This is a genomic window from Roseovarius sp. B-10 (assembly GCF_056859295.1).
Map to the genome: position 1 here is coordinate 117,500 of NZ_JBSXOE010000042.1, position 12,836 is coordinate 130,335.

Consider the following 12,836-nt stretch of genomic DNA (forward strand, 5'->3'; position numbering starts at 1 on the left):
AGGCTGGGTACTGCGGTTTCCACTGACAGTCGGGCGTCACGCAACCAGTCGTCAGCGGCGGTTCACGGCGTCCGGGGCTTCAGAACCGGGCGCTGTCGTAATAGGCGCGGGTATGCGCGGTGTCCTGCATCCGGTCGGATGACAGATCGGGCTCAGCGGCCTCGGCCTTGCCGCCGGTCATGGCCGTGGCCACGGCGACGGCCGGCGCGCCAGTGGCGGCGAGCCGGAGGAAATCGCGGCGGCTTGTGGCCTCCTCGGGTTTCCGTGTCATTCTAGGGTTCCTCCCCTCGTTAATGGCGGCACGCGCCGCCGGTTATTGCGTGGCTCACGCCCCGCTCATCCGAAAGCCCTCGGCCTCGATCTCCATGAACACCCGGCCGAGCGCGCCGACCGAGGCATAGAGAACAGAGGATTGAGCGCCCTCGAGATCCGTGAAAAAGTGCCCCGCCCAAGGGCTGATGTGCCGTGCGAAGAACGTCCTTTGATCTTCGAGGCTGCCCGGCGCGCCAAAGCGACCCCGGATCAGCCCGGCCATCATCTCCATGAGCGAAGCGATATTATCCTCGGGCTCGTAGACGTTCTCGGCCCGCCGCATCCCGCGCGCAGCCATGTCACGGCGCAGACTGGCGAGCGGCTTCTCGTTGAGAAAGCCGGTGAGGTAATAGCTGGCGTAAGGCAGCAACTCGCCCCGCCCCAACCCGATGAAGAGCGCGTTGAATTCCGATTCCACCGCGCGCGGCGTGCTCACCTTCGCCACCCGCGCAAGCGCCGACACTGCCTGCCCCATCGCAGTGTCGTCGCCGCTCAGCGCAGCGGTCCGCTCCAGCAGCGCGGCATCGGCGGGGCGTGCCAGCAACACTGCGAGGAAGTCGTAGAGATCAGCGCGCATGCGGTCTTCTTCGGCGATCGCGGGCGCGGCTTCTGTGGTGTCCATAATGGCCTCTTGGTTGGTCATGCCTGCTCTCCGGCGTTGTCGGCATAGGCAAAGCGCATCCGCCGACGCGGCGGCGGATGCGGTGCGTCTTCCGCCTCGGTATCTGCGGACACATCCGGCGTGGGCACAGCCTGTTCACGGACCTCCGCTTCCGGCGCCTCGGCCTCTGCCACGGGCTCCGTCTCGGTCAGCGCCATCGGTTCGGGTGCCTCGCCCTCGGCCTCTGCGGCAGCTTCTGCCTCGGCCTGCCGGGCCATCTCCTGCACATGGGCGAGCATTCCCTTGCCCACCTGATAGGCAGTCTGCATTCCCTCGATCACGCAGGCGCTGTCGGTGAAATCCTCACCGTAATCCACCATCCCATCGAGATTGGCGAGCGCCGGGTTGCTCAGCCACAGCCGCCGAAGCGCCCGGCGGCGCAGGCGCTCGGGCACGGCCTTGGCCATGAAAGCCTGGAAATCGTCACCCGCCTCGAGCGTATCGGGATCGGGCAGGCCCAGTTCCTCGCAAATCTCCGCGTCCGACTTGTCGGCCAGCGTGACCTCGCGCTCGGCCTCGGCCTGCTCGGCGGCGGCACGTTCCTCCGCCGCGTCCTCGGCGGCAACCCGCGCCTTGCGGCGCGACCAGAAATCCGCGGCCCCGGTCAATGCATCCTCTCCTTGCGGGCGCGCGATGGCGCGCGGTAGACATCCGCCGTCTGCGGGATGCGCGCATCGCCGATCCCATCCTCCGATCCCGTCACCCGGACCCGATCGCGCTTGCGCTTCTTGAACGCCTCCTCGACGTGGTGCGCGGCGACGAAATCGCGGATCAGCGCGATCAACCCCTCGGGCATCGGCACCCGCTCCACCATCTCTTCGCCGGTGTCGCAGTAATCCTGCGCCTCGAAGGGCGAGGCAGTGACCAGCGTTACCTCGAAAGGCATCTGCCCGCCCTGCGCCGCCACCGGGCGCATAACGACGTAAACCGACGGAACCCGCGCGCGCAGCGCCTCAAGATAGGCATCGGTTTGCGTGTGGTGCAGATCGAGGGTCAGCGTGGCGGCGTGATACTCGACGACATCGCCGTCGCGGCGCAGTTCGCGCCATTCCGCGGGGCCCGCGCCGGGCAGCACAGCCACCGCACGCCAACTCCACGGCACCCACCGCGTCACCCCCGGCGCACGCCGCACGACAACCCCCAGGGGCAGAAGCATTTGCTTGTCTTGTGCGACGGCGGTCACGGCTGGCGATGTCCCCAATTGCTGGCCCTGCCAAGATTGGTGCAGTTTTTTGACCACGCAAAGCATTTTCTGTGCGCAACGGTCTACCGCGGCACGATCCCGGACATTTTGAACCACACCGCCACGGTAACCGTGCCGGATTGGACAGATTGACCGGATCGGTGTCAAAATGCTGCGCCGCCGCATGGCAAGATGCTGAAAACAAATGGAATCAATCAGGCTTACGAACCCGTGAAATTAGCCGCTCACGATCGTGCAGTGTGATTCGAATGGCTGTTTACGGCGACCTCGAATCATGTCTAAGCTTCTGCCTGATCCGCGCCAAACGCGCCTTTCCCGAAACCGAAACACCCGGGGGAAACATGCCCAAACGCTTGATATTATGCGACTGCTCCGGCTCTCAGGAGATCGACGCCGCGGCGCTTTCGCGGACTTCCGGGCTTGTGTGCTCTCGGATGCATAGTGCGCTGTGCACCGCCGAAACAGGGTCCGCCACCAAGGCCATCGCCGCCGCGGACGGCGACGAACCGATCATCTGCTGCACGCAGGAGCGCCGAGTCTTCGACGAGATTGCCGCCGATCTGGGCGTCGAGCCTCCCCCCTGCCTCGACCTGCGTGACCGCGCCGGGTGGACCGACGATCAGGCCTCGACGCTGCCCAAAATGTCCGCGCTCGTGGCCGAGGCCACCCTGCCCGCGCGCCCCGACAAGAGCGTGGACGTCACCTCCGAGGGGCTGTGCCTAGTCATCGGTGAGGCCGCGGTGGCACTGTCAGCCGCCGAGCGGCTCGCGCCGATGCTGGCGGTCACGGTCCTTTTGACAGACGACAGCGCCCCGCCCGACAATCGCGATTTCGATACGATCAGCGCGCGCATCACGACGGCACAGGGTGCGCTCGGCGGCTTCCACCTCCGGCTCGACGCGTTGCGCCAGGTCAATCCCGGCGGGCGCGGCGCGCTGGAATGGACTGCGCCGCGCAGCGGGGCAGAGACGACCTGCGACGTCATCATAGACCTCACCGGCGGCACCCCACTGTTTCCCGCCCCGGAAAAGCGTGAGGGCTACCTGCGCGCCGATCCCGGCAGCCTGCCAGCGGTGGCCGACGCGATCCTCGCCGCCTCGCAGCTTACCGGCACCTTCGAGAAGCCACTCTACGTGACGGTCGAGCCGCTTCTCTGCGCGCATTCCCGCGCCGAGCAGACCGGTTGTACCAAGTGCCTCGACATCTGCCCCACCGGCGCGATCACACCTGCGGGAGAGCATGTCAGCGTTGATCCGATGGTCTGCGCGGGCTGCGGGGCCTGCGCCGCGCGCTGCCCATCGGGCGCGATCACCTATGACGCACCGCCGCCCGACATGATCCTACGCCGCATCCAGACGCTGGCGTCGGCCTATCGCCGCGCGGGCGGCGAAGCGCCACGGCTGCTGGTGCATGACGCAGACTTTGGCGCGGAGATGATCCGCCTCGCCGCACGCCATGGGCGCGGCCTGCCCGCCGACGTGATCCCGCTGGAAATGAGCGCGCTCGCAAGCTTCGGCCATGCCGAGATTCTCGCCGCGCTCGCCTCGGGCTTTGCCGAGGTCTCGGTGCTGCTGTCGCCCAGCACCGAGCGCGACGCGCCCGACGCCGAGCTGCCGCTTGCGCAGGCGATGGCGGGCGGCCACCCGATACGCCTTCTGGACCTCGCCGACCCCGACATGCTCTGCGACGCGCTCTACAATACCGAGGCTCCCGCGCCGCTCGCCGAGCCGGTCTTGCCGATGGGCAGCCGTCGGCAGGTGGCCCGGCTGGCCGCCCGCGCGCTCAACCCCGGGGCCGAGAGCCTGCCCCTGCCCGAGGGCGCACCCTATGGCGCAGTTCTCGTCAACCAGGACGCCTGCACGCTGTGCCTCTCGTGCGTGTCGCTCTGTCCCTCGGGCGCGCTGCTGGACAACGAGGATCTGCCGCAACTGCGCTTTCAAGAGGATGCCTGCCTGCAATGCGGCATCTGTGCCACGATCTGCCCGGAAAAGGCGATCACGCTGGAGCCGCGCATGAACGTGACCGAGGCCGCGCTCGGGCAGGTGGTGCTCAACGAGGAAGAGCCGTTTGCCTGCATCGAATGCGGTGCGCTCTTCGGCTCGAAATCGACCATTGAAAAGATCACCGAGAAGCTGGCGGGCAAGCATTCCATGTTCGGCACACCCGACGCCGCGCGCACGATCCAGATGTGCGAGAATTGCCGCATCAACGCACAGTTCGGTGCGGCAGACAGCCCGTTCTCGTCGGGCGAGCGCCGGCGCCCGCGCACCACCGAGGATTACCTGTCGAACCGCAAGGTTCAGACGCCGAACCGCAAGGATCACTGAAATTGGATCGGCGCCCCCAGATCGGCGGGAGCGATGCCCGCCACATAGGCAAGGATCGCCTCGATCTCGCCCAGGCTCACCTCGACGGGCACGATGGCCGGCGGCAGGTGCTTGGCAAAGCCCTCGGTCACGCCGGGCACCTGCGTGAAGGCGGGATGCGGGTTGAGGGCGTAGAACGTCTGGAACCGGGCGTCCCAGTCGCTCAGCGTGCGCAGCACCGGAAAGGACGGGGTCGAGCCGATGCCGCCGCGCCGGTTGGGATCAACCACGTGGCAGCGCCCGCACTTGGCTTGCGCAACGCGTCGCCCCAACGCGGCGTCGCCGTCGAAGCTTGGAGCCTCCTCCTCCATCGCGTCGGCCTCGGGCGGCGCGAAGGGCGCCGTGCCCGCCACCTCGTAGCTCGTGACGGTTCGCCGCCCGATCTCCGAGGTCAGCCAATCCACGAAGCGCACCGCTCCCGGATGATCGTCCCTGATGCGCAGCCGCCATGTCTCCCCCGAGCCCGTGAACACCGCGCGCCCCTCTTGCGTGCCGAGCGTCGCCTCGGCTGCGGCCTTGCCAGGCACAACCTCGATCCGAACGCCAGTCTTCAACGAGAAACGCGGCAACAGGTAATCGAGCAGCCCGCTTTCCACCAGCGACGCGGGCGCGGCAAGACTGAACCGCTTGTCGTCGGCCTGCGCCGCCAATGGCAAGCCGACCGCCATCACCAGCGCCAGCGCGCCGCAAAGGCACGCGAATATCGGGGCGAGACGAACCATACCGGACCGTAGAAACAAGACTATATCCGCGTCAAGCGGAGGATCAGAAGACAGGAGACCGCGATGAGTGACGACTTCAACATGTCGATGCGCAAGTTTCTCAAGCAGGTGGGCGTCACCTCGCAGCAGGCCATCGAAGAGGGCCTGCGCGCCAAGGGCGCAACCGCGGGCCAGGAATTCGAGGCCAAGGTGGTGCTGACCGTCGATGGGCTCGATGTCGAGCACGTGGTAACCGGAAAGATCAAGGGGCAGAACTGAGGTGGCAGCAACACGCGAGAGCGTCCTCGAGGCGCTGAAGCAAATCACCGATCCCGTGAGCGGGTCGGATATCGTGGCGGCGGGCGTGGTGCGCGCGCTCAATGTCGAGGGCGAGGAGGTGCGTTTCGTCCTCGAGATCGACCCGGCCAAGGCCGAGACCTATGGTCCCGTGCGCGACGCCGCCGAACAGGCGGCGAAATCGGCAGGTGCGGGCAGTGTTTCGGCGGTTCTGACCGCCCATTCGGCCAAGGAGCCACCCGACCTCAAGCCCACAAAAAAGGCGGAGCCCAAGGGACCGCAGCGCGTACCCGGTGTCGATCACATCATCGCCATCGCGTCGGGAAAGGGGGGCGTCGGTAAATCCACCGTCGCGGCCAATATCGCCTGCGCACTGGCCGCCGAGGGCCGACGTGTGGGCCTGCTGGATGCCGATGTCTACGGACCCTCGCAACCACGGATGCTGGGCGTCTCGGGTCGTCCCGCCAGCCCGGATGGCAAGATCATCCTGCCGCTGCGCAATCACGGCGTCACCATGATGTCTATCGGCCTGATGGTGAACGAGGATCAGGCCGTCGTGTGGCGCGGCCCGATGCTGATGGGCGCATTGCAACAGATGCTGATGCAGGTGCAATGGGGTGCGCTCGACTGCCTGATAGTCGACCTACCGCCGGGCACCGGCGACGTGTCGATGACGCTGGCACAAAAGACCGAGGTGGACGGCGCGATCATCGTCTCCACCCCGCAGGACGTGGCGCTTCTGGACGCGCGCAAGGGAATCGACATGTTCACCCAGCTCAAGGTGCCGGTGCTGGGGCTGATCGAGAACATGAGCACGCATATCTGCTCCAATTGCGGACATGAGGAGCACATCTTCGGCCATGGCGGCGTCAAGGCCGAGGCCGAGAAGATGGGCGTGCCGCTGCTGGCCGAGGTGCCGCTGCATCTCGATATCCGGGTGGCCTCGGATGGCGGCGCACCCATCGTGGTGACCAAGCCCGACAGCCCGCAGGCTCAGGCGTTTCGGAACGTGGCACGCGATCTCGTCAGCATGGGCGTGGCATGAGCGCACCCTCCTTTCCGCCGCTGATGTCGGGGCTCGCCGTCACCGGCGCGATATCACCCTTCGACAAGGCCCGCGCGATGGCCGCGCTGGGCTGCGACGCCGGGCTCATCGTGCACAACGTGACCGACAGGCAACTGGCAGCGGCGCTCGTGATGGCCCCCGAGGTGCCGCTGGCGCAGGCGATGGCGATGCTGCCCGCCTGCGGCATCGGCTTTCAGAACGCGCTCGGCGCGCTGGCCCCGCCAGAGGTGGCGGTGCATCTCGAATGGCCGGGAGGCATCCGGGTCAACGGCGCGCGCTGCGGGCGGCTGCGCGTGGCGGCAGGAGGTACCGACCCGGCCGCCCTGCCCGGCTGGCTCGTGGTGGGGCTGGACGTGCCGATTACCCCCGGCACGGACCACCCCGGCGAAACCCCGGACGAGACCGCCCTGCTCGAAGAAGGTTGCGCCGAACTTGACCCTCTCATGCTGCTCGAGGCCTGGGCGCGACACACGCTTGTCTGGATTACCCGCTGGGAGGACGAGGGCCCGCGCCCTCTTCACGCCGAATGGCGCGGCCTCGCCTGGGGCATGGGCGAGGCGGTCACGCTTGGTGGCCTAACCGGCATGTGGGTTGGTGTGGACGAGGATTTCGGTATGCTCATGCGCGAGGGTGACATCACCCATCTGATCCCCCTCACCTCGCTGCTGGAGGTCACACAATGAAACTCGCCCGCGCAATCCATTTCGACGAGAGCGACCTGCGCGTCTATCACAGCCCAGCACGCACCGGCGAATGGTGCATTTCCGGCGGCTTCGAATTCTCTAACTGGGGCGAGGGCGATCTGGTCGGCAAGGCGCGGCAGGCCTTCGCCAATGGCTGGCTCGGGGTCGAGACCTTCGGCCGCGCCACCTTCGTCGCCGTCACGCAGATCGAGCTGGACGAGGCCGAGGTCGTGACACGAGCGCTGGCGCAGCACTTCGTCGATGTCTACGGCGCGCCCGATATACAGGCCGCCCTGCCCGTGGCACGGGACGAGATCGCTCAGATGGCCGACCTGTGCGACGAGCACGCGCCCAACACGCTGCTCACCGTGATGCGCGAGCTGTCAGAGGCCGGGGTGCACGAAAGCTTTAGCACCATCGCGCCGCAAGGGGCCGAACTCGATCTCGTGGCGGTGCACGGCTCGCTCGACGAATGAGGCGCGCCCGAAGGTGCGCCTCTTAACAATCACAGGTTCGGGTAGATCGGGAAGCGCGCGCAGAGCGCCTCGACCTCAGCCTTGACCTTTTCCTCCACCGCGCCGTTGCCGTCCTCGCCATTCGCGGCGAGGCCATCGACCACCTCGATGATCCAGTCGGCGATCTGACGGAATTCCGCCTCGCCGAAGCCGCGCGTCGTGCCCGCCGGGCTGCCGAGGCGGATGCCGCTCGTCACAGTCGGCTTTTCCGGGTCGAACGGCACGCCGTTCTTGTTGCAGGTGATATGCGCGCGGCCCAGCGCCTTCTCGGTGGCGTTGCCCTTCACGCCCTTGGGCCGCAGGTCCACCAGCACCACGTGGGTGTCGGTGCCATGCGTCACAGTATCCAGCCCGCCCTTGATGAGCTGGTCCGACAGCGCCTGAGCATTGGCCACAACGGCATTGATATAGCTCTTGAATTCCGGGCGCAGGGCCTCGCCGAAGGCCACTGCCTTGGCGGCGATCACATGCATCAGGGGTCCGCCCTGGATACCGGGGAAGATGGCCGAGTTGAACTTCTTGGCCAGCGCCTCGTCATCCGTCAGGATCATGCCCCCGCGCGGGCCGCGCAGCGTCTTGTGCGTCGTCGTGGTCGCCACATGCGCATGCGGGAACGGGCTGGGATGCTCGCCCGCCGCCACGATTCCGGCGAAATGCGCCATGTCGACGTGAAGATACGCGCCGACGCTGTCGGCAATCTCGCGCATCTTCGCGAAGTCGATCTGGCGCGGGATGGCCGAGCCGCCAGCGATGATGAGCTTGGGCTGATGCTCGGTGGCCAGCGCCTGTACCTGGTCGTAGTCGATCAGGTTGTCCTGCTTGCGCACGCCGTACTGGATGGCGTTGAACCACTTGCCCGACTGGTTGGGCGCCGCGCCATGCGTCAGGTGCCCGCCCGCATCGAGGCTCATGCCGAGGATGGTATCGCCCGGCTTCAGGAGCGCGGTGAATACACCCTGGTTGGCCTGGCTGCCGGAATTCGGCTGCACGTTGGCAAAGCCGCAGCCAAAGAGTTGGCAGGCCCGCTCGATGGCGAGGTTCTCGGCGATGTCCACGAACTGGCAGCCGCCGTAATAGCGCCGCCCCGGATAGCCCTCGGCATACTTGTTGGTCATCACCGAGCCCTGCGCTTCCATCACCGCCGCCGAGACGATGTTCTCGGAAGCAATGAGCTCGATCTCGTCGCGCTGGCGACCGAGCTCCTGCTCAATCGCGCGGGAAATTTCGGGATCGCGCGAGGCCAGCGCCTCGGTGAAGAAGCCGCTATCGGCCAAGGGCCGGATTCCGTCATGGGGCATGTGCTGTCCTCCGCCAGAAGATAACTTTCGCGATCACGTAGCCGAAAGGTGCCCCCAAGGAAAGATCGCAAAGCGACACATCCGCCCGCCACACCGGCATGGCTGGCCTTGGGGCGCGAATTGTGCTTCGATCCGCGCTCCAAAGCCACGAGGAGTCCAGATGCGCTGCAAGATCGCCTTTGTCGCCAGCGACGTGCCCAGCGCCCAAACCGCACGCGCCGCCCTTGTCGCACGCTTCGGCGATGCACCCGAAGCGCAGGCCGACGTGATCGTGGCGCTGGGCGGGGACGGGTTCATGCTGCACACCATGCACCGCACGCAGGCGCTCGACACGCCGGTCTACGGAATGAATCGTGGCACCGTTGGCTTTCTGATGAACGACTATACCGAAACCGACCTGCCCGAGCGGCTCGCCAGTGCCGAGGAAGAGATCATTAACCCATTGGCCATGCGCGCCGAGGCCAATGACGGCACAGTGCACGAGGCGCTGGCCATCAACGAGGTATCGCTCCTGCGCGCCGGACCACAGGCGGCCAAGCTGCGCATCTCCATCGACGGGCGGTTGCGGCTGGAGGAGTTGATCTGCGACGGCGCGCTGGTGGCCACGCCCGCCGGCTCCACCGCGTACAACTATTCCGCCCACGGGCCGATCCTGCCCATCGGCTCGGACGTTCTGGCACTCACCGCGGTGGCCGCGTTCCGTCCCCGACGCTGGCGCGGCGCGCTCTTGCCCAAGACAGCCTGCGTCCGCTTCGACGTGATCGACCCGGACAAGCGCCCGGTCATGGCGGATGCCGACAGCCGCTGGGTGGAAAGCGTGAACTGGGTAGAAATCCGCTCACGCACCGATATCCGCCACCGCATCCTGTTCGATCCCGGCCACGGGCTGGAGGAACGGCTGCTGCGCGAGCAGTTTACCTGAAGTGACCAAAGTGGCCATGTTATCCACAGAAAAATTCACAGGCTTGCACAAAGATGATCAATAAAGGCCCAGCCATTAAAATGACAGGTCTGCATCGTGGCTGCGCCCATAGGTCATCGCAACCAGGCTCTTAACCGTCTCGGGGCGCGGCCCGCCGCGCAACAGCGCCCCGATGCCGCGAAATCCGTGAAAGGCACATCCAGATCGGCCCACGCCTGAATGAATCGGCGACGATTTTCCGTGCTCACCGTCCCGGTGAGCCGCAAATGCCGCGTGGCGCCCGCGCCCCGCGCCCCGCGCCTCGCCGGCAGAAACATCACTCACCACCTGATCGGTGAAAAAGCGATGGGCACCGGGTGGCTGCGGCATGTAACCGTCGGATGACGGATCGGGTATGGCACAGGCCAGACAAGCAAAAAATGCATGGATATGAAGGCACACGATGTGTCTCCTCATGTGGAGACAGCTCCCCTGACAAGCGCCCGCACCCCTCCTTGTTATCGGATATCATCGGCACGCTATTGCTTGTCCTACCCCGACTTGCGCACCCTCGCTTGGCCTGCACTACGCAGGTGTGCCATGTCAGGGAAGGGAGGCACGGTCATGCGGGTAATGAATGCCATCAGGATACTTCTGCTTGGAAGCCTGATCGTCGCGGGAATCGTCTTGTATCCGGAGCGGGATGGAAACAACCCCGATCCGGCCTCGGTAACCAGTCTCATCCCCAACCCCGTGACGGTAACGATCCTGACCGCGCGCTCGTCCTGAGGCACGGCTCTTCTCCTGCCCGGCGCACCGGGCAAGCCGATCCCCCGCGCGGGTCCGCCCGCGCGGGGGAATTTCGTCAATCTTTTGCCAGGCCAATACTTTGCAGGGCACTCTTGATCTCGTCGAGGATCGCCGGATCGTCGATCGTGGCGGGCATCTTGTACTCCTGCCCGTCGGCGATACGTACCATGATCGCACGCAAGATCTTGCCCGAGCGGGTCTTGGGCAGGCGGTCCACCACCACAGCGAGCTTGAACGCCGCCACCGGCCCAATCTGGTCGCGAACGAGGCCGACGCATTCGCGCACGATCTCGTCATGACCACGGTTGACGCCCTTGGTCAGGCACAGGAATCCCACCGGCGCCTGCCCCTTGAGCGCGTCACTCGCCCCGATCACGGCGCATTCGGCCACGTCCGGATGGCTGGCCAGAACCTCCTCCATCGCGCCGGTGGACAGGCGATGCCCGGCCACGTTAATCACATCGTCGGTGCGCGCCATGATCCACAGATAGCCGTCCTCGTCCTTCATGCCCGCGTCGCCGGTCTCGTAATAGCCGGGGAAATGGTCGAGGTAGGATTTGCGATAGCGGTCTTCGGCATTCCACAGCGTTGGCAGCGTGCCCGGCGGCAGCGGCAGCTTGATCGCGATAGCGCCCAGCGTGCCCGGCGGCACCTCGTGCCCGCCCTCGTCGAGGATCTGCACGTCATAACCCGGCATCGCCACGGTGGGCGAGCCGATCTTGACGGGCATCGGCTCGCACCCTGCCGGGTTGCCGGCGATGGTCCAGCCCGTCTCGGTCTGCCACCAGTGGTCATAAACCGGCACGCTCATCTTGTCGGCGGCCCAGTTGATCGTGTCGGGGTCAGCGCGCTCGCCCGCGAGATAAAGCGCGCGCAGGCAGGAAATGTCGTATTTCGCCAGCTCTTTTGCCTCCGGGTCGTCGCGCTTGATCGCACGGAACGCCGTCGGCGCCGTGAAAAAGCTCTTTACGTTGTGCTCGGAGATCACCCGCCAGAAGGTGCCCGCATCGGGCGTGCCCACCGGCTTGCCCTCGAACACGACGGTGGTGTTGCCGTGAATGAGCGGCCCGTAACAGATATAGCTGTGCCCCACGACCCAGCCCACATCCGACGCCGCCCAGAACACCTCGCCAGGGTTCACGTCATAGATGTTCTTCATCGTCCAGTTGAGCGCCACGAGGTGCCCACCAGTGTGGCGCACCACGCCCTTTGGCTGTCCGGTGGTGCCAGAGGTATAAAGGATATAGGCAGGGTGGTTGCCCTCGACGGGCAAGCACTCGGCGGGCTCGACCCCATATTGAAAGGCGTGCCAGTCCAGATCGCGCCCCGGTTCGAGATGGGCAACCTCCTCCTCGCGCTGAAAGATCACGCAAAACTCGGGCTTGTGGCGCGCCTGCTGGATGGCGCCATCCAGTAGTGGCTTATACTGCACCACCCGGCCCGGCTCGATTCCGCAGGAGGCGGCGATGATCGCCTTGGGTGCGCAATCGTCAATCCGCACTGCAAGCTCGTGCGCGGCAAACCCGCCGAACACCACCGAATGTACCGCGCCGATCCGCGCGCAGGCCAGCATCGCCTCCAGCGCCTCGGGCACCATCGGCATGTAGATGATAACGCGATCGCCCTTTTCCACGCCGCGCGCACGCAAGGCACCTGCCAGCCGCGCCACCCGCGAGCGCAGTTGCGCATAGCTGATCTTTTGCTTGATGCCGGTCACGGGACTGTCATGGATGATCGCCGCCTGCGCGCCGCGCCCGGCCTCGACATGGCGATCCACCGCATTCCAGCAGGTATTCACCAGCCCGTCACTGAACCATTCATAGAGCGGGGCGTTCTCGGCAAAGAGCGCCTTCGACGGCTTGCGCGCCCAGTCGATCGCCTCGGCCTGTTCGAGCCAAAATCCCTCGGGGTCAGCCAGCGAACGCGCGTAAATCTCCTTGTATCCCATCGTATCCTCCTCCGATCCTTTGCATCGGTGTTACGGATCGCGTGGGCCTGCGGCAAGCGCCGAGCGCGGCGGCG

The 12,836-nt window shown here is 66.0% G+C and carries 14 protein-coding genes; 7 read left to right on the forward strand and 7 right to left on the reverse strand.

What is annotated here, in order from left to right; translation table 11 throughout:
* Nucleotides 1-79 precede the first annotated feature (79 nt).
* From AC13D8_RS18295 to AC13D8_RS18310, 4 genes are read right to left on the reverse strand one after another with little or no spacing between them, the layout of a single operon-like run.
* Nucleotides 80-271 carry a ubiquinol-cytochrome c reductase iron-sulfur subunit N-terminal domain-containing protein gene (locus AC13D8_RS18295; protein WP_482970030.1) on the reverse strand — a complete coding sequence of 64 codons (192 nt, stop codon included), beginning with the start codon at nucleotides 269-271 and terminating at the stop codon, nucleotides 80-82.
* A gap of 54 nt (nucleotides 272-325) precedes the next feature.
* Nucleotides 326-955 carry a TorD/DmsD family molecular chaperone gene (locus tag AC13D8_RS18300; protein WP_206018370.1) on the reverse strand — a complete coding sequence of 210 codons (630 nt, stop codon included), beginning with the start codon at nucleotides 953-955 and terminating at the stop codon, nucleotides 326-328.
* A complete protein-coding gene (locus AC13D8_RS18305; RefSeq protein ID WP_482970031.1) occupies nucleotides 952-1,581 on the reverse strand; it encodes a DUF3306 domain-containing protein in 630 nt (209 codons plus the stop codon). Before AC13D8_RS18305 ends, AC13D8_RS18300 begins: the two co-directional genes overlap by 4 nt.
* Nucleotides 1,578-2,129 (reverse strand): DUF3305 domain-containing protein, encoded by a 552-nt coding sequence (locus AC13D8_RS18310; RefSeq protein WP_482970032.1) that lies wholly within the window; start codon nucleotides 2,127-2,129, stop codon nucleotides 1,578-1,580. Before AC13D8_RS18310 ends, AC13D8_RS18305 begins: the two co-directional genes overlap by 4 nt.
* A 389-nt stretch (nucleotides 2,130-2,518) precedes the next feature.
* Here AC13D8_RS18310 and AC13D8_RS18315 point away from each other — a divergent pair, with 389 nt between their 5' ends.
* Nucleotides 2,519-4,504 (forward strand): 4Fe-4S binding protein, encoded by a 1,986-nt coding sequence (locus AC13D8_RS18315; protein ID WP_482970033.1) that lies wholly within the window; start codon nucleotides 2,519-2,521, stop codon nucleotides 4,502-4,504.
* Here AC13D8_RS18315 and AC13D8_RS18320 read toward each other — a convergent pair.
* Complete coding sequence (locus AC13D8_RS18320) at nucleotides 4,498-5,265, reverse strand: c-type cytochrome (RefSeq protein WP_482970034.1); 768 nt, start codon at nucleotides 5,263-5,265, stop codon at nucleotides 4,498-4,500. The genes AC13D8_RS18315 and AC13D8_RS18320 overlap by 7 nt on opposite strands.
* A gap of 63 nt (nucleotides 5,266-5,328) precedes the next feature.
* Here AC13D8_RS18320 and AC13D8_RS18325 point away from each other — a divergent pair, with 63 nt between their 5' ends.
* Genes AC13D8_RS18325 through AC13D8_RS18340 form a run of 4 tightly spaced genes read left to right on the forward strand, consistent with a single transcriptional unit; the run spans nucleotide 5,329 to nucleotide 7,766 of the window.
* Nucleotides 5,329-5,523 (forward strand): DUF6494 family protein, encoded by a 195-nt coding sequence (locus tag AC13D8_RS18325; protein ID WP_129432469.1) that lies wholly within the window; start codon nucleotides 5,329-5,331, stop codon nucleotides 5,521-5,523.
* Nucleotide 5,524: 1 nt separating this feature from the next.
* On the forward strand, nucleotides 5,525-6,586 hold the full coding sequence (locus AC13D8_RS18330) for an Mrp/NBP35 family ATP-binding protein (RefSeq protein ID WP_482970035.1): 1,062 nt from the start codon (nucleotides 5,525-5,527) through the stop codon (nucleotides 6,584-6,586).
* The gene (locus tag AC13D8_RS18335) at nucleotides 6,583-7,290 is read left to right on the forward strand and encodes a biotin/lipoate--protein ligase family protein (RefSeq protein WP_482970036.1); all 708 of its coding nucleotides are present in this window, start codon (nucleotides 6,583-6,585) and stop codon (nucleotides 7,288-7,290) included. The genes AC13D8_RS18330 and AC13D8_RS18335 overlap by 4 nt, the downstream gene beginning before the upstream one ends.
* The gene (locus tag AC13D8_RS18340) at nucleotides 7,287-7,766 is read left to right on the forward strand and encodes a DUF6505 family protein (RefSeq protein ID WP_482970037.1); all 480 of its coding nucleotides are present in this window, start codon (nucleotides 7,287-7,289) and stop codon (nucleotides 7,764-7,766) included. The genes AC13D8_RS18335 and AC13D8_RS18340 overlap by 4 nt, the downstream gene beginning before the upstream one ends.
* Before the next feature lie 29 nt (nucleotides 7,767-7,795).
* Here the strand turns inward: AC13D8_RS18340 and glyA are convergent, their stop codons facing one another.
* Nucleotides 7,796-9,103 carry a serine hydroxymethyltransferase gene (gene glyA, locus AC13D8_RS18345; protein ID WP_482970038.1) on the reverse strand — a complete coding sequence of 436 codons (1,308 nt, stop codon included), beginning with the start codon at nucleotides 9,101-9,103 and terminating at the stop codon, nucleotides 7,796-7,798.
* Nucleotides 9,104-9,263: 160 nt separating this feature from the next.
* Between glyA and AC13D8_RS18350 the strand changes: the two genes are divergently transcribed.
* Entirely contained in the window at nucleotides 9,264-10,025 is a 762-nt protein-coding gene (locus tag AC13D8_RS18350) for an NAD kinase (protein ID WP_482970039.1), read from the forward strand.
* Nucleotides 10,026-10,628: 603 nt separating this feature from the next.
* Nucleotides 10,629-10,793: a hypothetical protein gene (locus tag AC13D8_RS18355; protein WP_164989192.1), complete on the forward strand. Its 165-nt coding sequence runs from the start codon at nucleotides 10,629-10,631 to the stop codon at nucleotides 10,791-10,793.
* A 76-nt stretch (nucleotides 10,794-10,869) separates the two neighbouring features.
* Here AC13D8_RS18355 and prpE read toward each other — a convergent pair whose 3' ends face one another.
* Nucleotides 10,870-12,762, reverse strand: a complete 1,893-nt coding sequence (prpE, locus tag AC13D8_RS18360; RefSeq protein WP_482970040.1) for a propionate-CoA ligase PrpE — start codon at nucleotides 12,760-12,762, stop codon at nucleotides 10,870-10,872.
* Between the last annotated feature and the right edge of the window lie 74 nt (nucleotides 12,763-12,836).